The organism is Acidovorax sp. NB1, from assembly GCF_005405905.1.
GTDB lineage: Bacteria > Pseudomonadota > Gammaproteobacteria > Burkholderiales > Burkholderiaceae_C > Acidovorax.
This window is the reverse complement of sequence record NZ_BJHU01000013.1, coordinates 301,226-324,629: the sequence shown is the minus strand read 5'-3', so window position 1 is coordinate 324,629 and position 23,404 is coordinate 301,226. Positions and strand designations below refer to the sequence as shown.

General features: G+C 61.3%; 22 protein-coding genes and 1 tRNA gene. 1 reads left to right on the top strand and 22 read right to left on the bottom strand.

The annotated features are described in order from the left end of the window. The first annotated feature begins 103 nt into the window (after positions 1-103). Positions 104-1,951 carry an ABC transporter transmembrane domain-containing protein gene (locus AvAM_RS06255; RefSeq protein WP_137746275.1) on the top strand — a complete coding sequence of 616 codons (1,848 nt, stop codon included), beginning with the start codon at positions 104-106 and terminating at the stop codon, positions 1,949-1,951. Positions 1,952-2,083: 132 nt separating this feature from the next. Here the strand turns inward: AvAM_RS06255 and AvAM_RS06250 are convergent, their stop codons facing one another. The 22 genes from AvAM_RS06250 to rpsO form a co-directional block, all read right to left on the bottom strand. Continuing rightward, positions 2,084-2,569, bottom strand: coding sequence for a DUF1178 family protein (locus AvAM_RS06250; protein WP_137746274.1), 486 nt, complete (start codon positions 2,567-2,569; stop codon positions 2,084-2,086). A gap of 33 nt (positions 2,570-2,602) precedes the next feature. Further along, entirely contained in the window at positions 2,603-2,911 is a 309-nt protein-coding gene (locus AvAM_RS06245; RefSeq protein WP_137746273.1) for a DUF2818 family protein, read from the bottom strand. 89 nt (positions 2,912-3,000) lie between these two features. After that, complete coding sequence (nuoN, locus tag AvAM_RS06240; RefSeq protein WP_137746272.1) at positions 3,001-4,494, bottom strand: NADH-quinone oxidoreductase subunit NuoN; 1,494 nt, start codon at positions 4,492-4,494, stop codon at positions 3,001-3,003. A gap of 24 nt (positions 4,495-4,518) precedes the next feature. Beyond that, complete coding sequence (locus tag AvAM_RS06235) at positions 4,519-5,994, bottom strand: NADH-quinone oxidoreductase subunit M (protein WP_137746271.1); 1,476 nt, start codon at positions 5,992-5,994, stop codon at positions 4,519-4,521. Between the two features lie 12 nt (positions 5,995-6,006). Then, on the bottom strand, positions 6,007-8,046 hold the full coding sequence (gene nuoL, locus AvAM_RS06230) for an NADH-quinone oxidoreductase subunit L (protein WP_137746270.1): 2,040 nt from the start codon (positions 8,044-8,046) through the stop codon (positions 6,007-6,009). A gap of 31 nt (positions 8,047-8,077) precedes the next feature. Next, a complete protein-coding gene (gene nuoK / locus AvAM_RS06225) occupies positions 8,078-8,386 on the bottom strand; it encodes an NADH-quinone oxidoreductase subunit NuoK (RefSeq protein ID WP_005793248.1) in 309 nt (102 codons plus the stop codon). Further along, complete coding sequence (locus AvAM_RS06220) at positions 8,383-9,051, bottom strand: NADH-quinone oxidoreductase subunit J (protein WP_137746269.1); 669 nt, start codon at positions 9,049-9,051, stop codon at positions 8,383-8,385. Before AvAM_RS06220 ends, nuoK begins: the two co-directional genes overlap by 4 nt. 50 nt (positions 9,052-9,101) lie before the next feature. Further along, positions 9,102-9,614, bottom strand: coding sequence for an NADH-quinone oxidoreductase subunit NuoI (gene nuoI / locus AvAM_RS06215; RefSeq protein ID WP_137746268.1), 513 nt, complete (start codon positions 9,612-9,614; stop codon positions 9,102-9,104). 14 nt (positions 9,615-9,628) lie between these two features. Further along, positions 9,629-10,711, bottom strand: a complete 1,083-nt coding sequence (nuoH, locus tag AvAM_RS06210) for an NADH-quinone oxidoreductase subunit NuoH (RefSeq protein WP_137746267.1) — start codon at positions 10,709-10,711, stop codon at positions 9,629-9,631. Next, positions 10,708-12,840 (bottom strand): NADH-quinone oxidoreductase subunit NuoG, encoded by a 2,133-nt coding sequence (gene nuoG, locus AvAM_RS06205; protein WP_137746266.1) that lies wholly within the window; start codon positions 12,838-12,840, stop codon positions 10,708-10,710. The genes nuoH and nuoG overlap by 4 nt, the downstream gene beginning before the upstream one ends. Before the next feature lie 15 nt (positions 12,841-12,855). Further along, positions 12,856-14,214 carry an NADH-quinone oxidoreductase subunit NuoF gene (gene nuoF, locus AvAM_RS06200; RefSeq protein WP_137746265.1) on the bottom strand — a complete coding sequence of 453 codons (1,359 nt, stop codon included), beginning with the start codon at positions 14,212-14,214 and terminating at the stop codon, positions 12,856-12,858. After that, the gene (gene nuoE, locus AvAM_RS06195) at positions 14,211-14,723 is read right to left on the bottom strand and encodes an NADH-quinone oxidoreductase subunit NuoE (protein WP_137746264.1); all 513 of its coding nucleotides are present in this window, start codon (positions 14,721-14,723) and stop codon (positions 14,211-14,213) included. Before nuoE ends, nuoF begins: the two co-directional genes overlap by 4 nt. Further along, positions 14,720-15,973, bottom strand: a complete 1,254-nt coding sequence (locus AvAM_RS06190; RefSeq protein WP_137746263.1) for an NADH-quinone oxidoreductase subunit D — start codon at positions 15,971-15,973, stop codon at positions 14,720-14,722. Before AvAM_RS06190 ends, nuoE begins: the two co-directional genes overlap by 4 nt. A 27-nt stretch (positions 15,974-16,000) precedes the next feature. Next, entirely contained in the window at positions 16,001-16,609 is a 609-nt protein-coding gene (locus tag AvAM_RS06185; protein ID WP_137746262.1) for an NADH-quinone oxidoreductase subunit C, read from the bottom strand. Positions 16,610-16,619: 10 nt separating this feature from the next. Beyond that, positions 16,620-17,099, bottom strand: coding sequence for an NADH-quinone oxidoreductase subunit B family protein (locus AvAM_RS06180; protein ID WP_007849129.1), 480 nt, complete (start codon positions 17,097-17,099; stop codon positions 16,620-16,622). 25 nt (positions 17,100-17,124) lie between these two features. Further along, a complete protein-coding gene (locus AvAM_RS06175; protein WP_124513227.1) occupies positions 17,125-17,484 on the bottom strand; it encodes an NADH-quinone oxidoreductase subunit A in 360 nt (119 codons plus the stop codon). Between the two features lie 73 nt (positions 17,485-17,557). Next, positions 17,558-17,642 (bottom strand) — tRNA-Leu (locus tag AvAM_RS06170). Between the two features lie 114 nt (positions 17,643-17,756). Beyond that, positions 17,757-18,116, bottom strand: coding sequence for a preprotein translocase subunit SecG (gene secG, locus AvAM_RS06165; protein WP_137746261.1), 360 nt, complete (start codon positions 18,114-18,116; stop codon positions 17,757-17,759). A 36-nt stretch (positions 18,117-18,152) separates the two neighbouring features. Beyond that, a complete protein-coding gene (gene tpiA, locus AvAM_RS06160; RefSeq protein ID WP_137746260.1) occupies positions 18,153-18,902 on the bottom strand; it encodes a triose-phosphate isomerase in 750 nt (249 codons plus the stop codon). Positions 18,903-18,904: 2 nt separating this feature from the next. Further along, entirely contained in the window at positions 18,905-19,891 is a 987-nt protein-coding gene (locus AvAM_RS06155) for an NAD(P)H-quinone oxidoreductase (RefSeq protein WP_137746259.1), read from the bottom strand. Positions 19,892-19,986: 95 nt separating this feature from the next. Beyond that, positions 19,987-22,233: a polyribonucleotide nucleotidyltransferase gene (pnp, locus tag AvAM_RS06150; protein WP_137746258.1), complete on the bottom strand. Its 2,247-nt coding sequence runs from the start codon at positions 22,231-22,233 to the stop codon at positions 19,987-19,989. A gap of 207 nt (positions 22,234-22,440) precedes the next feature. Continuing rightward, positions 22,441-22,707 (bottom strand): 30S ribosomal protein S15, encoded by a 267-nt coding sequence (rpsO, locus tag AvAM_RS06145; protein ID WP_005793232.1) that lies wholly within the window; start codon positions 22,705-22,707, stop codon positions 22,441-22,443. Positions 22,708-23,404 lie beyond the last annotated feature (697 nt).

The window sequence follows — 23,404 nt, the reverse complement described above, 5'->3', positions numbered from 1 at the left end:
CCCGTGCGGGCGATGCATCACTGACTTTTTGCTGACAGCGCCCCGGGGCTCGGCAAATCCTTGCCCCGATGGCACCTGCTCTGGCCGGGCCTACACTGCCGCCATGGCATCCACCCCCTCCTCCACCCCGGCACGCGGGGCACCCCGCTCGTTAACCGGCCTGCTCCCGTTTTTGCGCCCCTACCGCATACGCATCATGCTGTCAGGGGTCTTCCTGGTGCTGGCGGCTCTGGCCACGCTGGCGTTTCCTGTGGCGCTGCGCGGCCTGGTCGATGGGGGTCTGGTGGGGGGCGCAGCCGCTGACAAGGGCGCTCAGGCCATGGCGTTGCGGGGCCATTTTGAGGCGCTGTTCGCCGTTGCCGTTGCCTTGGGGGTGTTTTCTGCGGCACGCTTTTACATGGTGAGCTGGCTGGGCGAGCGGGTGACCGCCGACCTGCGCAATGCCGTGTACAGCCATGTGCTGCGGCAAAGCCCGCAGTTTTTTGAAACCACGCAGACCGGGGAGGTGTTGTCCCGCCTCACAGCTGACACGACCCTGGTGCAGGCTGTGGTCGGGTCCTCGCTGTCGATGGGCCTGCGCAATGCGGTGATGGGCATCGGTGCGCTGGCCATGCTGGTGTGGACCAACCCCTATGTCATGTCGGTCGTGCTGTTGGCGGTGGTGTTGGTGGTCTTGCCCACCATGTGGATCGGTCGGCGCGTGCGGAGTTTGTCGCGCGACAGCCAGGACCGTGTGGCCGACTCCAGCGCCATCGCAGCCGAGGTGCTGAATGCCGTGCCGGTGGTGCAAAGCCACGCCGCCGAACCCCGCGAGACGGCCCGCTTCATGCGTGCCACCGAGAACGCCTTCCAGGCCGCCATCCAGCGCACCCGCGCACGGGCCGTGCTGGTCGCCTTCATCATCATTGCCAATGCCGCCCTGCTGCTGTGGGGGCTGTACCGTGGCACAGAAGCCGTGCTGGCAGGCCAGATGAGTGCAGGCCACCTGGGGCAAACCGTGGTCTATGTGATCCTGCTGGCGGGTGCCGTGGCGGTGCTGGGAGAGGTGTACGGAGACCTGCTGCGCGCTGCGGGCGCCACCGAACGGCTGATGGAGCTGCTGGGAAGCCGCTCCCCCGTGGCAGACCCCGCAACGCCCCGGCCCTTGCCCACGTCGGGCCAGGGCCTGGAGGTGCAGTTTGACGATGTGTGGTTTCACTATCCATCGCGCCCGGAGCAGGCCGCGCTGCATGGCTTTTCACTGCACCTGGCCCCCGGGGAAACCGTGGCCCTGGTGGGCTCCAGCGGTGCGGGCAAGACCACAGTGTTCCAGTTGCTGCAGCGGTTTTATGACGTGGATGCCACGACCCCACCCAGCCTTATCGGTGCACCGGAGCCCAGGCGCGGGCGCATCCTGCTCAACGGAGTGGACATCCGCGACATCGCGCTCGACACCCTTCGCGCCCACACCGGGACGGTGCCGCAGGACGCCGTGATCTTTTCGACCTCGGCCATGGACAACATCCGCTATGGGCGCCCCGAAGCCACGGACGACGAAGTGCTGGCCGCCGCCCGTGCCGCGTTTGCGCATGACTTCATCACGGCCCTGCCCGAAGGTTATGCCACCTTCCTGGGCGAACGTGGCGTGCGGCTGTCAGGCGGACAGCGCCAGCGCATCGCGATTGCACGCGCCATGCTCAAGAACCCGCCGCTGCTGCTGCTTGACGAAGCCACCAGCGCCCTCGATGCCGAGAGCGAGCGCATGGTGCAGGCGGCCCTCGACACCGCCATGCAACGCCACACCGGGCGCCGCACCACACTGGTCATTGCGCACCGGCTGGCCACGGTGCAGAACGCAGACCGCATCGTGGTGCTGGACCATGGGTGCATCGTGGAACAAGGCACCCACGCCAGCCTGCTGGCGCTGGGCGGCGTCTATGCCCGGCTTGCGGCGCTGCAATTCGCAGCGTGAGGCGGGCAGAGCGGCGTGGAGCAACGTCCAAATATTACAAAAATAATAGCATTAAAGACATACAGGTCGCGCGCAGAAGGGCAAAAAAGGCAGAAATCCAGGCCCCTCCTGCCCCGCCCCAACCCATGCAAGCTACTGCAGGGTTTCTTTGGCAGCCGCAGGCAGCGGCAAGGGCATCACGGCAATGCCCTCTTCCAGCAGCTGTACCGCCTCGTCGGGGGTGGCCTGGCCCCGGATGGCGCGCTCTTCCACCTCGCCATGGTGCATGCGCCGGGCTTCCTGCGCAAAACGCGAACCCACATCTTCCGTGTTGGCCACCACCTTGCGAGCCAGTTCCAGCCACGCAGCCTGCAAGGCCGGGGGCAGCATGGCGGCCTCCGACGCGGCAACGCTATGGGTACCTTGGAGCGCGGAGGGGGTAGTGGCGGCTTCGGGGGCTGCAGGTGCCCGGGCGCCCAGGTTCAAGCGCGGGGCGCTGAGCCTTTTTTCGATGTGGTCGTCACCACACAGGGGGCATTGCACCAGGCCCCGCTGCTTCTGGCCCTGAAAGTCGTCCTCGGAACCAAACCAGCCCTCGAAGACATGGCCTTGCCGACATTGGAGGTCCAGCACCTTCATGGCAACTAGCGTGTACAGGCCGTTCCGCTCGGCTCAACCGTGGTGGCGCCGCAGCAGGTAGCGGTACACAAAACCGGGAAACGCAAAGGTCAAGAACATGGTGCCGGTGATGGCATAGAACTCCCAACCCTGGGGAGCAATCTGACCGGCCCGGCGCTCCAGCAGCAGGGCCAGCGCACCGACCACAAAGTAGAGCGCGATCAGCTCCAACAACCGCCCCACCAGTGGCTTGGCGGGCGCAGCTACCGGCCCCGCCACCAGCCAGCGCTGGTTCACAAAGGGCAGGTTGGCAGCCACAAAGGCCGCCACGATGATGAGCCAGACGGATCCGGTGAGCGACACGGAAGAACGAGCCGGTGACCGGTCAGCGACCGACGGAAACAGAAGCAGCGTGCTGCTGCAGCATCATCAGCATCTCGGCCGCATCCAGATCAGGTTGCCAGCGCGCGCACCACGGCGTCTGCACACAGCGCCATCAGGCCGCCAGGCAACAGGCCCAGCACCAGGACCAGGGCACCATTGATGGTCAACACCACACGCACATCCACCGGGGCAGACACGTTAGTGGCCGTCAGCGGAGCATCAAAGTACATGACCTTGACCACACGCAGGTAGTAGAAGGCGCCGATCAGCGACATGATGACGGCGAACACAGCCATGGCGATGTACAGGCTCTGGCCGGAGGCCACCAAGGCCTGCAGCACCGACAGCTTGGCGTAGAAGCCCACCATCGGTGGGATACCGGCCATCGAGAACAGGCACACGGCCATCACGCCGGCGTACAGCGGGCTGCGCTGGTTCAGGCCGGCGAAGTCGGAGATTTCTTCGCTCTCGAAGCCTTCACGCGCCAGCAGCAGGATCACGCCGAAGGCGGCCAGCGTGGTCAGCACATAGGTCACCACGTAGAACATGGACGCGCTATAGGCGTTCTCGACCGCCGTGGCATCGACATTGCCATTGACCACACCCGACATCAGGCCCAGCAGCACAAAACCCATCTGCGAAATGGTGGAGTACGCCAGCATGCGCTTGAGGTTGGTCTGCGCAATGGCGGCCAGGTTACCCACCAGCAGCGAACCGATCGCCAACACCGCCAGCATCTGCTGCCAGTCGATCGCCAGGGGCAGCAGGCCATCGACCAGCAGGCGGATGGTGATCGCGAATGCCGCCAGCTTGGGCGCGCCACCGATCATCAGCGTGATGGCTGTGGGAGCGCCCTGGTACACGTCGGGAATCCACATGTGGAAAGGCACCACGCCAAGCTTGAACGCCAGACCCGCCACCACAAACACGAGGCCAAACACCAGCACCTGGTGCTTGATCTGACCGGAGTTGACGGCCTTGAACACCTGACCGATATCGAGCGAACCCGTGGCGCCGTAGACCATGGACAGGCCATACAACAGGAAACCGCTGGCCATGGCACCAAGCACGAAATACTTCATGGCCGCTTCGGTGGCTGTGGCGTTGTCGCGGCGCAGAGCCACGAGTGCGTAGCTCGACAGCGTGAGCAGTTCCAAGCCCAGGTAGATCACCAGGAAGTTGTTGCCAGAGATCATGATGAACATGCCCAGCAGCGCAAACATCGACAGCGTGAACATCTCGCCGCCGCGCATCATGTCGCGGTCCGCCGCGTAGGGACGGCCATAGACCAGCGTGATCATCATGGCCACGGTGGCAAAGCACTTGAGCCAGTTGCCCATGGCGTCACTCACCACCATGTTGCCAAAACCGTAGAAGGTGTTGCCGCTGCTGGCGTACATGGCCTGCAGGGCAGCCACCACGGCCAGCGTGAGCATGGTCAGCACATAAGTGCCGGTGCGGCGTGCGCTGTGAACACCCAGATCGACCAGCGCGATCACGCAGGCCATGGTCAACAGCACGATTTCGGGGTAAATCGCGAGCCAGCTGATGTTGTCAATCATCTCGAATCTCTCAGTTCAGTCTGGTCAGTTCAGCTTCGTCAGTGCGACATGCTTGAGCAGTTCCGCGACCGAGGTGTCCATCACGTCCGTGAAGGGGCGTGGGTACAGGCCCATGGCCAGCACGGCAATCGCCAGCAGCGACATCACCAGGAATTCGCGGCTGTTGATGTCGGTGAGTTCCTTGACGTGGTCGTTGGCCACCGGGCCCAGGTACACGCGCTTGAACATCCACAGCGTGTAGGCGGCGCCGAAGATCAGTGCCGTGGCCGAAGCCAGACCGATCCAGAAGTTGGCCTTGGTCGCGCCCAGGATCACCATCCACTCGCCCACAAAACCGGCCGTGCCCGGCAGGCCACAGTTGGCCATGGCGAACAGCAGCGCGAAGGCCGTGAAGTTGGGCATGGTGTTGACCACGCCACCGTAGGCAGCGATCTCACGCGAATGCACGCGGTCGTAGAGCACACCGATGGACAGGAACATCGCGCCCGACACGAAGCCGTGGGCAATCATCTGCACCAGGCCGCCGGAGACGCCCAGGTCGTTGAAGATAAAGAAGCCCAGGGTCACAAAGCCCATGTGCGCGACGGACGAATAGGCCACCAGCTTCTTCATGTCCTTCTGGACCATGGCCACCAGGCCCACGTAGATCACCGCGATCAGCGACAGCGCGATCATCAGCCAGGCCCACTCACGGGCGGCATCAGGGGCGATAGGCATCGACAAGCGCAGGAAGCCGTAAGCACCCAGCTTCAGCATGATCGCCGCCAGCACGGCAGAGCCGCCGGTAGGCGCTTCCACGTGCACGTCGGGCAGCCAGGTGTGCACCGGCCACATGGGGACCTTCACAGCAAACGCGGCGAAGAACGCGAAGAACAGCATGGTCTGTGCGCGGCGGCTCAGAGGCAACTGGTGCCAGGTCGCGATGTCAAAGCTGCCGCCCGACTGGTTGTACAGGTAGATCAGCGCGATCAGCATCAGCAGCGAGCCGAGCAGCGTGTACAGGAAGAACTTGAACGCCGCGTAGATCTTGTTAGGGCCGCCCCAGATACCGATGATCAGGTACATCGGGATCAGCGTGGCTTCGAAGAAAACGTAGAACAGGATGCCGTCGAGCGCGCTGAACACGCCAATCATCAGACCCGAGAGGATCAGGAACGCGCCCATGTACTGGTTCACGCGCTCGGTGATGGCCTCCCACGAGGCGATCACCACGATCACCGTGATGAACGCGGTGAGCGGTACAAACCAGAACGAAATGCCGTCCACCCCCAGGTGGTAGTGCACATTGAAGCGCTCGATCCAGGAGGCCTTCTCGACAAACTGCATGGCTGCAGTGCCCAGCTTGAAGCCGTCGTACAAAGGCAGCGTGACCAGGAAACCCAGCAGCGCCCCCAGCAACGCCAGCCAGCGCACGGCGCGTGCGTGCTCATCCCGACCAATGGCCAGCAGCAGCACACCGAAGGCAATCGGTGTCCAGATTGCAAGACTCAACAGACCCATTTGTTGTTTTCCTTATTTGATGAGCTGCAGGAACGTGTCGCCCCAGACGAACCAGGTCATCAGTGCAAAGACACCCAGAATCATCACCAGCGCGTAGTGGAAGACAAAGCCGGACTGCACCCAGCGGACAACGCCGGAGACTCCGCGCACAAGCTTCCAGGAGCCGTTCACCAGGGCGCCGTCAATAATGGCCTGGTCGCCCCCCTTCCAGAGGCCGACACCCAACGCCCGTGCACCACGGGCCAGGATGTTCTCGTTGATCCAGTCCAGGTAGTACTTGTTCTCGAACAACGTGTAGATGGGCATGCAGATGCGCTTGATCGCAGCGGGCAGTGCCGGATTCACCATGTACATGTAGTACGACAGCGCCACACCAGCCACAGCCAACCAGAACGGGGCCGTCTGCAGACCGTGTACCGCCATGGCCACGGGGCCGTGGAAGATTTCTGCCAGCTTGGCCATCGCAGGGTGCTTGGCCGCATCCACAAAGATCACATCCTTGAAGAAGTCACCGAACAGCATGGGCTGGATGAACATGAAGCCCACCACCACCGAAGGGATGGCCAGCAGCACCAAGGGGACCGTCACCACCCAGGGCGACTCGTGTGGCTTGGCATCATGACCGTGGTGGTCGTCATGGTGATCGTCGTGATGCGCATCAGGATTCTGGTCGTAACGCTCCTTGCCGTGGAAGACCAGGAAGTACATGCGGAACGAGTAGAACGCCGTGATGAACACACCCGCAAGCACGGCAAAGTGCGCGAAGCCCGCTGCAGGCAGGTGGCTGAAGTGCACCGCCTCAATGATGCTGTCCTTGGAATAGAAGCCCGAGAACAACGGTGTGCCGATCAGTGCCAGCGAACCCAATAGCGAGGTGATCCAGGTGATGGGCATGTACTTGCGCACGCCCCCCATCCAGCGGATGTCCTGGTTGTGGTGCATGCCCATGATGACCGAGCCAGCACCGAGGAACAGCAGCGCCTTAAAGAACGCGTGGGTCATCAGGTGAAACACGGCCACCGAGTAGGCCGAGGCACCCAGCGCCACGGTCATGTAACCCAGCTGCGACAGCGTGGAGTAGGCCACCACGCGTTTGATGTCGTTCTGGATGATGCCCAGGAAGCCCATGAACAGCGCCGTGATGGCACCAATCACCAGGATGAAATTGAGCGCGGTGTCCGACAGCTCGAACAGCGGCGACATGCGCGACACCATGAAGATGCCTGCGGTCACCATGGTGGCCGCGTGGATCAGCGCCGAGATGGGGGTTGGACCTTCCATCGAATCAGGCAGCCAGACGTGCAACGGGAACTGAGCGGACTTGCCCATCGCGCCGATGAACAGGCAGATGCAGATCACGGTGATCAGCATCCAGCTGGTGCCAGGGAACGACAGAGCACCGAGTTCACCAGCCTTGGCAAAGATTTCGCTGTAATTCAACGTGCCGGTGTAGGCGGCAATCAGACCGATGCCCAGAATGAAGCCGAAGTCCCCCACGCGGTTGACCAGGAATGCCTTCATGTTGGCGAAGATCGCCGTGGGCTTGTTGAACCAGAAGCCGATCAGCAGGTAGGACACCAGGCCCACAGCTTCCCAGCCGAAAAACAGCTGCAGCAGGTTGTTGCTCATGACCAGCATGAGCATGGAGAAGGTGAACAGCGAGATGTAGGCAAAGAAGCGGTTATAGCCGTCGTCTTCTTCCATGTAGCCAATGGTGTAGATGTGCACCATCAGCGAGACGAAAGTCACCACCACCATCATCATGGCTGTGAGGCTGTCGATCAGGAAACCCACTTCCATCTTCAGGCCACCCACCACCATCCAGGTGTAGAGCGTCTCATTGAAGCGAGCGCCATCCACGGCAACGCTCTTGAGCGTCATGGCCGAAAGGATGAAAGCGACGAGCACGCCCAGAATCGTCAGCGTGTGGCTCAGGCGGCGGCCGATCCAGTTGCCGCCAAAGGTTGTGCCGAAGATGCCGGCCAGCAAAGCGCCCGCCAGCGGGGCCAGCGGCACGGCCAGGAGCGTTGAAGCAGAGAGGGTTTGACTCATTCTTGAGAACCTTGCGAATACGGGTGGCTCATCAACCCTTGAGGGTGTTGAGGTCTTCCGCGTTGATGCTGGACTTGTTGCGGAACAGCAGCACCAGGATGGCCAGGCCAATGGCCGACTCGGCCGCCGCCACCGTCAGGATGAAAAACACGAACACCTGTCCGTGCATGTCACCCAGGTAGTGCGAGAACGCCACGAAGTTCATGTTCACGGCGAGCAGCATCAGCTCGATCGCCATAAGCAGCACGATCAGGTTCTTGCGGTTCAGGAAAATGCCGATCACGGCCAGCGCGAACAACATGGCCCCCAGAGAGAGGAAATGGCCCAAAGTCAGCGTCATGCTTTTTTCTCCTCGGCAACAGGTTCGGCAGGCGCTTCTGGCCCAGCCTTCTGGGTTGCTGCCACCTTCACAACCTCCAGACGATCGCTCGCACGCACCCGAACCTGCAGCGAAGGATTGATGGCCTTGCTGTCCTTGCGCTGGCGCAGCGTCAGCGCAATGGCCGCGATCATGGCGACCAGCAGAATCACGGCCGCAATCTCAACGGGGTACAGGTATTCGGTATAGAGCAGCTTGCCCAGCGCCTTGGTGTTGGAGTACTGAACCACCTGGCCAGCGGCATCCACAGCGGCCGCAACTGCCTTGGGTTCATCCATGCTGCGGAAACCGCCCATCAACACAGCCGCCATTTCAAGGGCGATCAGTGCACCCACCGTCGCGGCCAAGGGAAAGTGCTTCCAGAAGCCTTTGCGCACGGTATCGATATGGATGTCCAGCATCATCACCACGAACAGGAACAGCACCATCACAGCACCCAGATACACCAGTACCAGGGCGATGGCCAGGAACTCCGCCTTGAGCAGCAACCAAACGGCCGCTGCCTGAGAGAAAGCAAGGATGAGATAGAGCACTGCATGCACGGGATTGCGCGCAGTGATCACCCGGAAGGCCGCAAACAGCAGCACAACCGAGAAGAGGTAGAAGAAACCAGTCTTGGCGTCCATGAATCGGGTCTTTATAGAAAGTCTGGCAAAAAAGCTGCGCTCAGCACCGCTCAGCGGTACTTGGCATCCGCAGCCTTGGCCGCCGCGATTTCACCTTCGTACCGGTCGCCCACGGCCAGGAGCATGTCTTTCGTGAAATACAGATCGCCACGCTTTTCACCGTGGTATTCGAAGATGTGCGTCTCGACAATCGAATCCACCGGGCAACTCTCTTCGCAAAAGCCGCAGAAGATGCACTTGGTCAGGTCGATGTCGTAGCGCGTGGTGCGGCGCGAACCATCTTCACGCACGTCCGATTCAATGGTGATGGCCATGGCGGGGCACACGGCCTCGCACAGCTTGCAGGCAATGCAGCGCTCTTCACCGTTTTCATAGCGGCGCAGTGCATGCAGGCCGCGGAAACGAGGCGACAGAGGTGTTTTTTCTTCCGGGAACTGGACGGTCACCTTGCGGCGGAAGGCGTACCGACCGGTCAGGGCCATGCCCTTGACCAGCTCCACGAGCATGAAGCTCTTGAAGAAATCTTTGAACGAAAAAGGTGCAGCAGCAACAACGGCAGTCATTTGTGTGTCCCCGCTTATTTCCAGATGTTCCAGGGCGAGAGCAGCCACCCGCCCACGAAGAGCAGGTAGACCAGCGTCACCGGGATGAATATCTTCCAGCCCAGACGCATGATCTGGTCATAGCGGAAGCGCGGGAAGGTGGCGCGGATCCAGATGAACATGGACACCACGAGGAAGGTCTTGAGCCCCAGCCAGATCCAGCCAGGGATCCAGTTGAACAGCGCGCTGTCGATGGGCGACAGCCAACCGCCCAGGAACATGAGCGCGGCCAGGATGGACACGAGCCACATGCTGGCGTATTCCGCCAGGAAGAAGATGGCAAAGCCCATGCCCGAGTACTCGACCATGTGACCGGCCACGATTTCGGCTTCCCCTTCGACTACGTCGAAGGGATGGCGGTTGGTTTCAGCAACGCCGGAGATCAGGTACACCAAGAAGATGGGCAGCAGGGGCAACCAGTTCCACGACAGGAACACCAGGCCCTTGTCGGCAGCCATGCCCTTGCCCTGCGACATCACGATTTCGGTCAGATTCATGCTGCCCGACACCATGATCACCACCAGGAAGCAGAAGCCCATGGCGATTTCGTAGCTCACCATCTGTGCCGAAGCACGCAGTGCACCCAAAAAGGCGTACTTCGAGTTCGATGCCCAGCCAGCGATGATCACGCCGTACACCTCGATGGAGGTGATAGCCATCACGAGCAGCAAGCCGGCGTTCACGTTGGCCAGCGCGACATCGGGGCCGAAAGGGATCGCTACCCAGGCAGCCAAGGCCGGCATGATGGCCATAACCGGCCCCAGCACAAACAGGCCCTTGCTGGCAGCGGTGGGCTGAATGATTTCCTTGGTCAGCAGCTTGAGCGCATCGGCAATCGGCTGCAGCAGACCCATGGGGCCCACGCGGTTGGGGCCATGGCGCACTTGCATGAAACCCAGCAGCTTGCGCTCCCACAAGGTGAGGTAAGCCACTGCGCCCATCAGGGGCGCCAGGATGCAGACGATCTTGATCAGGATCCAGAGCACCGGCCAGACCACACCAGTCCACCAGCCAAAGGAGAGCAGGTTCAGGCCCGCGTTGTAGATCGCGTCGATCATGCGGCCACTCCTTCACGTGCCATGCGCGCGTCGGCAGTGAGCTGCAGCGACGTGGAACGGCGCACCAGGCCGTCCAGTTGATAGATGGAAGCCACCACGGGCTCGCCTGCTGCGGCTACCGCTGCGGGCACCGCCTTCACTGCATTCGACAGCTGTGCAGCCGGCAATTGCGTGACCGAACCCGCCGGGGCATTCGTAGCGCGGGCCAGCACGTCCTGCGAGGTTTCGAAATCGAAGCCAGACACGCCCAGCAGGTTGGCCAGCACTCGCAGGACCTTCCAGGCGGGGCGGGTGTCCCCCAGGGGGCGGACCACGGCGTGGAAGCTTTGCAGGCGACCTTCGGCATTGACAAAGCTGCCCGAAGTTTCGGTGAACGGAGCAATTGGCAACAGAACGTCACTGAACTCCATGTTGGCCTTGAAGGGGCTCAAGGTAACCACCATCTCTGCAGCAGCCAAGGCAGTAGCTGCTTGAGAACCTGCTGCGGAATCCTGCACTGGCTCAGTATTCAGAAGCAGTGCCGCCTTCAAACCACCGGAGACCATATGGGCCGCATTCAAACCACCGTTGACAGGGTGAGCCCCCGCAAACTGCGCGCCCACCGTGTTGGCTGCTTCCGTCAGGTAACCGACGGTCGCGCCTGTGTTTTCTGCAATCCAGTTGGCGAGGGCAAGCAGCTGAGTGGCCTGCGCGTGGTGCGCAGCGGCATTGCCCAGCAACACAGCCTTGCGCTCACCACTCAGCAGCGAGCGGGCGATGGCTTGGGCAGCCTCGCTGGCAGCGGCCGCACCTTCGGGGGCGCCAATGTCTTTTTCCTGGGCCACTGCGGAAGCGATGCCCCCCAGCGTCGTGACCCATTCCGCAGCGCTTTGTGCAACAAACGGCTGCACAGGCATTGCCCAATCCTGGGCCGTCGAACCGATGGCGCTGACCTGGCAACCATGGCGTGCAGCCTCGCGGATGCGCAGGGCAAACAGCGGGTGGTCCTTGCGCAGATTGGAGCCCACCACCAGCACGCGCTGCAGCATGGAGAGGGAAGCGATGGACGTACCGAGCCAGCGGATACCTTCAGGCGCCGCGAACTCAGCATTGCGCAACCGGTAGTCGATGTTGTCGCTGCCGATGCCGCGCACCAGCGCAGAGGCCAGGTACAGCTCTTCGAGCGTGCTGTGCGGGCTGACCAAGGCACCAATGCTCTTGGCGCCATGATCATTCTTGATGTTCTTCAGACCGTTGGCCACGTATTCCAGCGCGGTCTGCCAGTCCACTTCCTTCCACACCCCGCCCTGCTTGAGCATGGGCTGGGTCAGACGGTCTTCGCCATTGAGCGCTTCATAGGAGAAACGATCGCGGTCGGCAATCCAGCATTCGTTGACGGCTTCGTTTTCCAAAGGCACCACGCGCATGACCTTGTGGTTCTTGACCTGAACAATCAGGTTGGCGCCAGTCGAGTCGTGCGGGCTCACCGAGCGGCGGCGCGACAACTCCCAGGTGCGGGCACTGTAGCGGAACGGCTTGCTGGTCAGGGCACCCACGGGGCAGATGTCGATCATGTTGCCCGACAGCTCGGAGTCCACGGTATCGCCCGTGACGGTGGTGATCTCGGAATGCTCGCCGCGATGGATCATGCCCAGCTCCATCACGCCGGCCACTTCCTGGCCGAAGCGCACGCAGCGGGTGCAATGGATGCAGCGGCTCATTTCCTGCATGGAAATCAGCGGACCAACGTCCTTGACGGGCACCACACGCTTTTCTTCTTCATAGCGCGAAGAAGAGCCGCCATAGCCCACGGCCAGATCCTGCAACTGGCATTCGCCACCCTGGTCACAGATGGGGCAATCCAGCGGGTGATTGATCAGCAGAAACTCCATGACCGACTGCTGGGCCTTGATGGCCTTGTCGCTCTTGGTGCGCACAATCATGCCCTGCGTCACCGGCGTAGCGCAGGCAGGCATAGGCTTGGGAGCCTTCTCCACGTCCACCAAGCACATGCGGCAGTTGGCAGCGATTGAGAGTTTCTTGTGGTAGCAGAAATGGGGAATGTAGGTGCCGGCCTTTTCGGCTGCATGCATCACCATGCAACCTTCGGCAACTTCTACTTTCTGCCCGTCGAGTTCGATTTCAACCATATGCGTTTCTCGCGATCAGGCGGAGGTGGAGGCCTGAGAGGTCTTCTCTTGGCGGATCAGCGCTTCGAATTCCGGACGGAAGTGCTTGATCATGGCGCGCACCGGCATGGCCGCTGCGTCACCCAGCGCACAAATGGTGCGCCCCTGGATGTTGTCTGCCACCGAATTGAGCAGGTTCAGGTCGCCATCGCGCCCCTGACCATGCTGAATGCGGTCGATCACACGCCACATCCAGCCCGTGCCTTCGCGGCACGGCGTGCATTGCCCGCAGGATTCGTGCGAGTAGAAGTACGACAGGCGCAACAGGCTTTCGACCATGCTGCGGGAATCGTCCATCACGATGACGGCGCCCGAACCCAGCATGGAACCTGCCTTGGCGATGGAGTCGTAGTCCATCGTGCATTCCATGATGATGGACGCTGGCAGCACCGGGGCAGACGAGCCGCCCGGGATCACGGCCTTGAGTTGGCGGCCCTTGCGCACGCCACCGGCGAGCTCGAGCAGCTTGGCAAACGGCGTCCCCAGGGGCACTTCATAGTTGCCTGGCTTTTCCACATCGCCCGAGACCGAGAAGATCTTGGTGCCGCCGTTGTTGGGCTTGCCGCATTCAAGATAGGCTGCACCACCGTTGCGGATGATCCACGGTACGGCCGCGAAGGTCTCGGTGTTGTTGATGGTGGTGGGCTTGCCGTACAGACCGAAGCTGGCCGGAAATGGCGGCTTGAAACGTGGCTGGCCCTTCTTGCCTTCCAGCGATTCAAGCAGCGCGGTCTCTTCACCGCAGATGTACGCACCGAAACCGTGTGCGGCATGCAGCTGGAAGCTGAAGTTGCTGCCCAGGATATTGTCGCCCAGATAGCCCGCCGCACGTGCTTCTTCGAGCGCTTCTTCGAAGCGGTCGTAGGTCTGGAAGATTTCGCCGTGGATGTAGTTGTAACCTACGGAAATGCCCATCGCGTAGGCCGCAATGATCATGCCTTCGATGACGATGTGCGGGTTGAACTGCAGGATGTCGCGGTCCTTGCAGGTGCCCGGCTCACCCTCGTCGGAATTGCAGACGAGGTACTTCTGACCAGGGAACGAGCGGGGCATGAAGCTCCACTTGAGACCGGTGGGAAAGCCCGCACCGCCACGGCCGCGCAGGCCTGATTCCTTGACGGTGGCGATGACCTGGTCTTGCGTGAGCGGCTCTCCGCCGTCGGTACCCAGGATCTTGCGCAGCGCAGCATAGCCGCCACGCGCTTCGTAGTCCTTGATGCTCCAGTTCGTACCATCCAGGCCCGCAACGATCTGCGGATTGATGTGGCGATCATGGAAGCAGGTCTGGACGCCCGTGGCCTGGAACTGCGAGAGGATTTGTGCGGCGGTGGTCATGCTTGCCCTTCCGCTGCCTTGAGGCCATCGACGAGCTGGTCGAGCTTGTCGTTGTCCATGAAACTGCACATGGTGCGGTCGTTGACCAGCATCACGGGTGCGTCGGCGCAGGCGCCCAGGCATTCACACTGCTGCAGTGTGAAAAGGCCATCTGGCGTGGTCTCGCCCATGGTCACGCCGAGCTTCTTCTCAAGGTGGTGCAGCGCCTTCTGGCCGTCGCGCAGCTGGCAAGGCAGGTTGGTGCAGACGTTGAGCTTGTACTTGCCCGTCGGCTGCTGGTTGTACATGTTGTAGAACGTGGTGACTTCGTGCACCGCAATCTGGGCCATGCCCAGGTAGTCGGCGATCACAGCCTCGCTCTCGACACTGACCCAGCCCTGCTCCTGCTGCACGATGGACAGGCAGGCCATCACGGCGGACTGCGCCTGCTCGGGCGGGTACTTGGCCACTTCGCGCGCAAAACGGGCGAGCGTGGCTTCAGTGATCTTGGTATTGCTGTTGTTGCTCATCGGTCGATCTCTCCGAACACGATATCCATGGTGCCGATGATGGCTACCGCGTCGGCAATCATGTGACCCCGGGCCATTTCATCCAATGTGGCCAGATGTGCAAAGCCGGGCGCACGAATCTTCAAGCGATAGGGCTTGTTGGCGCCATCGCTCACCAGGTAGATGCCGAACTCGCCCTTAGGGTGCTCAACGGCCGCGTAGGCTTCGCCTTCGGGCACGTGGAAGCCTTCGGTAAACAGCTTGAAGTGGTGGATCAGCTCTTCCATGTTGGACTTCATGGATTCACGCGCTGGCGCTGCCACCTTGTGGTTGTCTGTGATCACGGGGCCGGGGTTGGCGCGTAGCCAGTCCACGCACTGCTTGATGATGCGGTTGGACTCGCGCATTTCCTGCACACGCACCAAATAGCGGTCGTAGCAGTCACCCGTCTTGCCCACAGGCACATCGAAGTCCATACGGTCGTACACATCGTAGGGCTGCGTCTTGCGCAGATCCCAGGCGATACCAGAGCCGCGGATCATGGGGCCGGTCATGCCCAGGTTCAACGCACGCTCGGGCGGCACCACGCCGATGCCCACGGTACGCTGCTTCCAGATGCGGTTGTCGGTGAGCAGCGTCTCATACTCATCCACGCAGCCTGGGAAGCGCTTGGTGAAGTCATCGATGAAATCGAGCAGCGAGCCTTGGCGGTTCTGGTTCAGGGCCTCCAGTGCCTTGGCGTTCTTGATCTTGCTGACCTTGTACTGCGGCATCGAGTCCGGCAAATCGCGGTACACACCGCCGGGACGGAAGTACGCCGCGTGCATGCGCGCGCCCGAAACGGCCTCGTACATGTCAAACAGGTCTTCACGCTCGCGGAAGGTGTAGATCAGGATCGTGGAGCTGCCACAGTCGTTGCCGTGCGAACCCAGCCACATCAGGTGGTTTAGCAGGCGCGTGATCTCAGAGAACATCACACGGATGTATTGCGCACGCACGGGCACTTCCAGGCCGAGCAGTTTTTCGATGGCCAAGCAGTAAGCGTGCTCGTTGGACATCATCGACACATAGTCCAGACGGTCCATGTAGGGCAGCGACTGGATGTAGGTCTTGTGCTCGGCCAGCTTTTCAGTGGCGCGGTGCAGCAGGCCGATGTGCGGGTCGGCACGCTGGACGACTTCGCCGTCGAGCTCGAGCACCAAGCGCAGCACGCCGTGCGCTGCAGGGTGCTGAGGACCAAAGTTCAGGGAATAGTTCTTGATTTCAGCCATGATGGTTCACGTGGGGCGACAAGCGCCTTAGTGCAGGCCTCCGTACTTGTCTTCGCGGATGATGCGCGGCGTGATTTCGCGCGGCTCGATCGACACAGGCTCATAGACCACGCGGCGCTGCTCGGCGTCGTAGCGCATCTCGACATGACCCGAGAGTGGGAAGTCTTTGCGGAACGGGTGACCAATGAAACCGTAGTCAGTCAGGATGCGACGCAAGTCGTTGTGACCATCGAACACGATGCCGAACAGATCAAACGCCTCACGCTCGTACCAATTGGCTGAATTCCACAGATCAGACACCGATGCCACCACCGGAAAATCATCGTCAGCGCAGAACACCTTCACCCGCACGCGCTGATTGAGGCTCACCGACAAAAGGTGCGACACCACGCAGTAGCGAGCACCTTCATTCACCGCATCGCCGTAAGCGGAGTAATCCACGCCGCACAGATCCACCAATTGCTCAAAGCGGCAGCCCTCGGCGTCGCGCAACAGACGCATGGCATCCAGGTAGTCTGCAGCAGACACCACCACCGTGACCTCGTCCAGGGCCACTGTGATCTGACGCACCTTGGCGCCCAGCGCGGCAGCAATGTTGTCTTTGAGTTTCTCAGGCCGAATGGCAACAGCAGTCATCATCAACCCTTCAGACACGAGCAATGGTGTTGGTGCGGCGAATCTTCTGCTGCAACTGGATGATCCCGTAGATCAGCGCTTCTGCTGTAGGGGGGCAACCAGGCACATATACATCCACAGGCACGATGCGATCGCACCCACGCACCACAGAATAACTGTAGTGGTAGTAGCCACCGCCGTTGGCACACGAGCCCATCGACAGCACCCACCGAGGCTCCGACATCTGGTCGTACACCTTACGCAGCGCAGGCGCCATTTTGTTGCACAGCGTGCCCGCCACAATCATCAGATCGGACTGGCGAGGGCTGGCGCGGAAAACCTCGGCGCCGAAACGGCCGATGTCATAGCGAGCAGCCGCCGCGTGCATCATCTCCACAGCACAACAGGCCAAACCAAAAGTCATCGGCCACAGGGAACCGGTCTTGGCCCAATTCACCACAGAGTCGTAACTCGTGGTGATGAAGCCTTCCTTCATCACGCCTTCAATCATTGCATCGATCCTTGTTGAAGCCCGCTCATTCCCAGTCCAGGGCACCCTTTTTCCACTCGTAGGCAAAACCCACGACCAGGATGGCCAAGAAGATCACAACAGCCACAAAACCGGCCATGCCCACTTCATGCAGCGTCACCGCCCAAGGGAAGAGGAATGCGATTTCGAGGTCGAACAGAATGAAGAGAATGGCCACGAGGTAGTAGCGCACGTCGAACTTCATGCGCGCATCCTCGAAGGCTTCAAAGCCACATTCGTAGGGGGAGTTCTTTGCGGCATCCGGGCGATTGGGGCCCAGTATGTAGCCGAGTACGAGGGGGACAACGCCGACGGCGATGCCAACCAAGATGAACAAAAGGACGGGGAGGTACTGATCGAGGTTCATCTTGAGGATGTGCTCACCGCTGTGGCCTTGCCCGACATGAGCCCGGATGGGTCATGCGGGGAGGCCTTTGTTTTGGTGCCGTCGGCGAGACTCGAACTCGCACAGCTTTCGCCACTACCCCCTCAAGATAGCGTGTCTACCAATTTCACCACGACGGCTGGTTGCTGCGTCTGGATGGCATGAGGAACCTTGCGGTTTTGGCTTTCCAGACAATCCGGAATTCTACTCCGGAAAAACCCTGCTTCAGCTTGCAGGACCCAAATTAGTGCAGATTATTTGGTCGGAATCTGCGCAGCACCCGATGCAGGCACGGCAGGTGCCACTGCGGCATCCGGAGCGGCTGCAGGCACCACAGCCGCAGGGGCTTCAAGCACACTGCCCGAGCTGGCAGGACGGGCGTTGCCAAAGTAGGCCAGAGCCAAAGTAGACACAAAAAAGACCGCCGCCAGCACACCCGTCGTACGGGACAGAAAGTTGGCGCTGCCGCTGGCACCGAACAGGCTGCCAGAACTGCCACTGCCGAATGCAGCCCCCATGTCGGCCCCCTTGCCATGCTGGATGAGGATCAGACCAATCATCACCAGGGCTGCCAACATCTGCACCGCCAAAATCACATTCACGATCACGTTCATTCTCTGTTCACTCCTGATTGAATAACTTCGGCAGCCTCAACGGGCTGCCGCAATGATTTGCAAAAAGTCGGCCGCCTTCAACGAGGCGCCACCCACCAATCCACCATCGATGTCCGACTGAGCCAGCAGTTGCGCCGCATTGGCGGCATTCATGCTGCCGCCATAGAGCAGACGGATGCGGTCGGAATGTTCGCTGGCCGCCGAGAGCTGCGCACGCAGCACGGCATGGACAGCCTGCGCCTGCTCTGGCGATGCCGTGCGGCCCGTGCCAATGGCCCAGACTGGCTCGTACGCCACCACGATCTCGCTAATGCAATGGCCATTGAGGTGGATCACAGCAGCGAGCTGGCGCTTGACGACTGCTTCGGTCTGGCCCGCCTCGCGCTCTTGCAAGGTTTCCCCCACACAAACGACGGGCGTGACTCCGGCCGCCAGGGCACGCTGCGCCTTCTCCGCCACCACCACGTCGGTTTCGCCGTGGTACTGTCGGCGCTCCGAGTGCCCGACCAAGGCATAGCGCACACCAAACTCCTTGAGCATGGCCACGGAGACTTCGCCGGTATAGGCACCCGATTCATGAGGGGATACATCCTGCGCCGCGACTGCAACCACCGTTCCAGCGGTGAGCATTTGCACCTGCGCCAGATAAGGAGTGGGCACAGCGACCGCCACGTCGCACGCCACATCACCAAGGCCAGCAGCAAGCGCCTTCAGCAAAGCCTCGTTGGCGGCCAAACCGCCGTTCATCTTCCAGTTGCCTGCGATGAGTTTTTTCTTGTTGTTCATGGTTACCACGTCAAAACAATCTTGCCGATGTGCTGATTCGACTCCATCAAGGCATGGGCCTGCGAAGCGTCTGCCGCCGCAAATGTGCTGTGGATGACCGGGCGCACCTTGCCAACCGCCAGCAAAGGCCACACCTGCTCGCGCAGCGCCCGGGCAATGGCCCCTTTGAAGCCGACAGGGCGCGGACGCAACGTAGAACCAGTGATGGTCAGACGGCGCCGCAACACCAGCCCCGCATTGAAGTCACTCTTGACACCACCCTGCACGGCGATGATGACCAGGCGGCCATCCTCCGCAAGGCACTCCACCTCCCGCGCAACATAGTCGCCCGCAACCATGTCGAGCACCACATCCACGCCCCGCCCCTCGGTGATGCGCCGAGCCTCAGCCACAAAGTCCTGCGACTTGTAGTTGACGGCATGGTGCGCACCCAGCGCGAGGCACGCTGCGCATTTGTCGTCACTGCCCGCGGTGGCAATGACCACCGCACCGAGCGCCCGGGCCAGCTGGATCGCCGTGACACCAATGCCGCTTGTGCCCCCCTGCACCAGCAGGGTCTCACCCGCCTGCAGGCGGCCACGGTCAAAGACATTGCTCCACACCGTGAAGAAGGTTTCGGGAAGCGATGCAGCCTCCACATCACTCAACCCCTCTGGCACGGGCAAGCACTGCGCCACCGGAGCAACACACCATTCGGCATAACCACCACCAGCCACCAGTGCACACACGCGGTCACCCACCTGCAGCCCCGCCTCGGCCAACGCGGCAGCGTCACCAGACTCCACCACACCCGCAACCTCCAGACCTGGAAGGTCCGATGCCCCCGGCGGCGGCGCATAGTGCCCCATGCGCTGAAGCACATCGGGGCGATTGATGCCGCTGGCGGCCACACGGATCAACAGCTCACCCACACCAGGCTGCGGCATGGGGCGCTGCCCCAAAGCCAACACCTGAGGCCCGCCAAAAGACGTGATCTCAACTGCACGCATATTGCGATCCATAAAGGATAGGGTTCAAAAGATTTTGGCAGCTTGCGCGCTATGGATAAGCGCTTCAAGCTACAAAATCAATAGCAATCAAGCTTTTAGCCAACCACCTGCTCGGACGCACCGTCCGACAGCAAGGATTGCTGCTGTTGTTGCTGCTCAGCAGGCTGGCGGCCACCGTCACGACCGTGGTCGCGGCGGGGCTCGCGGTCGCCACGCTCAGCGGGCGCGGGACGATCACTGCCACCGGCTGGGCGCTCGGCCAGCACCTTCATCGACAGCTTGATGCGGCCCTTCTCGTCGGTTTCCATGACCTTGACCTTCACGATCTGGCCTTCGGTCAGGTAGTCGGACACCTTCTCGACGCGCTCGTGCGCGATCTGGCTGATGTGCAGCAGGCCGTCCTTGCCGGGCAGCAGGTTGATCAGTGCACCGAAGTCCAGGATCTTGGTCACAGGGCCTTCGTAGATCTTGCCGATCTCAACTTCGGCCGTGATCTGCTCGATGCGCTTCTTGGCCTCGTCGGCCTTCGCAGCATCGGTGGCGGCGATGGTGATGGTGCCGTCTTCCTCGATGTTGATCTGGCAGCCGGTTTCCTCGGTCAGCGCACGGATCACCGCACCACCCTTGCCGATCACGTCGCGGATCTTCTCGGGGTTGATCTTCATCGTGTAGAGCTTGGGCGCGAAGTTGGACACTTCGGTCTTGGCTTCGCCCATGGCGTCCTGCATCTTGCCCAGGATGTGCATGCGCGCTTCCTTGGCCTGTGCCAGGGCGACCTGCATGATTTCCTTGGTGATGCCCTGGATCTTGATGTCCATCTGCAGGGCGGTGATGCCGCTGGTGGTCCCGGCCACCTTGAAGTCCATGTCGCCCAGATGATCTTCGTCACCCAGGATGTCGGTCAGCACGGCAAAGCGGTTGTCTTCCTTGATCAGGCCCATGGCGATGCCGGCCACGTGGGCCTTCATGGGCACGCCGGCGTCCATCATGGACAGGCAGCCGCCGCAAACCGACGCCATCGACGACGAGCCGTTGGACTCGGTGATCTCGGACACCACGCGGATGGTGTAGGGGAATTCTTCCTTGGTCGGCAGCACGGCGACCAGGGCTCGCTTGGCCAGGCGGCCGTGGCCGATTTCGCGGCGCTTGGTGGAGCCCATGCGGCCCACTTCACCGGTGGCGAAGGGAGGCATGTTGTAGTGGAACATGAAGCGATCTTCGAACTCGCCGGCCAGCGCATCGATGCGCTGCGCATCGCGCTCGGTGCCCAGCGTGGAGATCACCAGCGCCTGGGTTTCACCGCGCGTGAACAGGGCGGAGCCGTGGGTGCGGGGCAGCACAGAGTTGCGGATTTCGATCGGGCGCACGGTGCGCGTGTCACGGCCGTCGATGCGGGGCTCGCCGGCCAGGATCTGGCTGCGCACGATCTTGGCTTCGATGTCGAACAGCAGGCCCTCGACCTTTACGGAGTCGAACTCGACGCCTTCGGCCTTGAGCGACGCGAACACGGAGGCCGTGGCTTCGCGCAGGGCGTGCGTGCGGGCTTGCTTGCTGCGGATCTGGTAGGCAGCGCGCAGCTTTTCTTCGGCCAGGCCAGCGACTTTGGCGATGAATGGCTCGTCTTTGGCAGGAGCTTGCCAATCCCATACGGGCTTGCCGGCTTCGCGTACCAGTTCGTGAATGGCGTTGATCGCGATCTTGCCTTGTTCGTGACCGAACACCACGGCGCCCAGCATGATGTCCTCAGGCAGTTGCTGCGCTTCGGACTCAACCATCAGCACGGCGGCTTCGGTACCGGCCACCACCAGATCCATCTGCGAGTTCTTGCGCAGGGTCTGGCCGGGGTTCAGCACGTATTCACCGTTGATGTAGCCCACGCGTGCGGCGCCGATGGGGCCGTTGAACGGGATGCCGGAGATCGACAGAGCGGCGCTCACGGCGATCATGGCGGCGATGTCAGCGTCTACTTCGGGGTTCAACGAGATGGTGTGGATGACCACGTGCACGTCGTTGTAGAAACCCTCCGGGAACAGCGGGCGAATCGGGCGGTCGATCAGGCGGCTGGTCAGGGTTTCGAGTTCGCTGGGCTTGGCTTCGCGCTTGAAGAAGCTGCCGGGGATCTTGCCGGCGGCGTAGGTCTTCTCAATGTAGTCCACGGTCAACGGGAAGAAATCCTGCCCAGCCTTGGCGATCTTGGAACCGACCACGGTGGCCAGCACCACGGTATCGTCGATGTTGACCAGCACGGCGCCGGAGGCCTGGCGGGCGATTTCACCCGTTTCCATGACGACGGTCTTGTCGCCCCACTGGAAGGACTTGGTGACTTTGTTGAAAATGCTCATGTTCAGCTCCTGTTTTAATAGCTGGCAGCTGGCTGCCAGATTGTCATGGAGGGCAATTCAGAACACGATGCCATTCCAGGGAACCTGCCCACCAAGCCATGGCGGCAACTTCATTGGAATGACACAGCTTCGCTCTGTTTTGCGACTCCGAAGTAAAAAACGCCTGAGCTAGCGGACTAACCCAGGCGTTTTCGCATGCAATGAAAATTACTTGCGCAGACCCAACTTGGCGATCAGCGCGGTGTAACGGTCAGCGTCCTTGGCCTTCAGATAGTCCAGCAGCTTGCGACGACGGCTCACCATGCGCAGCAGGCCGCGACGACCGTGGTGGTCCTTGGCATGCGTCTTGAAGTGGGGGGTCAGTTCGTTGATGCGGGCGGTCAGCAGGGCCACTTGCACTTCTGGGCTGCCAGTGTCATTGGCAGCACGGGCGTTCGCCTTGACGACTTCGGCCTTGATGGAGGATGCGATCATGTTTTTCCTTGGATGTGGCCTAGCGCGAAGCAGGCCATGGTTTTTACTTGCGCCAGCAGCTGGAACGGCCGCTGGCGTGCGTCTTGCACCATGCAAAACCTTTGGATTATACCCCGAGACAGGTTTTTGACCACCCAACCTCGTGGGCAAGCCGTTGGGAACTGCTAGAAAACAAAGTCCAACGCAACCATTCGACCCAACTGCGCCAAGCTCACTGCCCAAGACCCCGCAACGCCGCTGCCAACCGCTTGGCCACATCGAAAGAGTCGCCCCACCCCGAAATACGAGAAAAAATACAGCCCAACCTGAGCGGCTGCTTTAAGCGCACTAGGTGCCCCCCCCCCAATCAGCGCCATGGCGCGACGGATGCAACCCAGATGCGCAAACACCCATACCTGCACGTCTTTCGCGCGCGCAATCATTGCCAGCGAGGCGCGCAGCACAAACGCATTGAAGCAAGGGCCACAAACGTGGGCGCGACCATCCACCCAGCCCCCTTCAGAAAGCACCTGGAAAACTGCGCACCAAAATCATGAGCCATTCAGACTCCGCCGAATCCAAAAATCTTGCCCCCCGAGGGGGGGGGAAGCCCGGATATCAAAAGCATCCACATGCCAAATCCACCAGAATTTATGTGCCAGTTTCCGAACAGTGGGCAAGAATGACGCACGGCCTGACAGGACTCAATCTGCAAAGC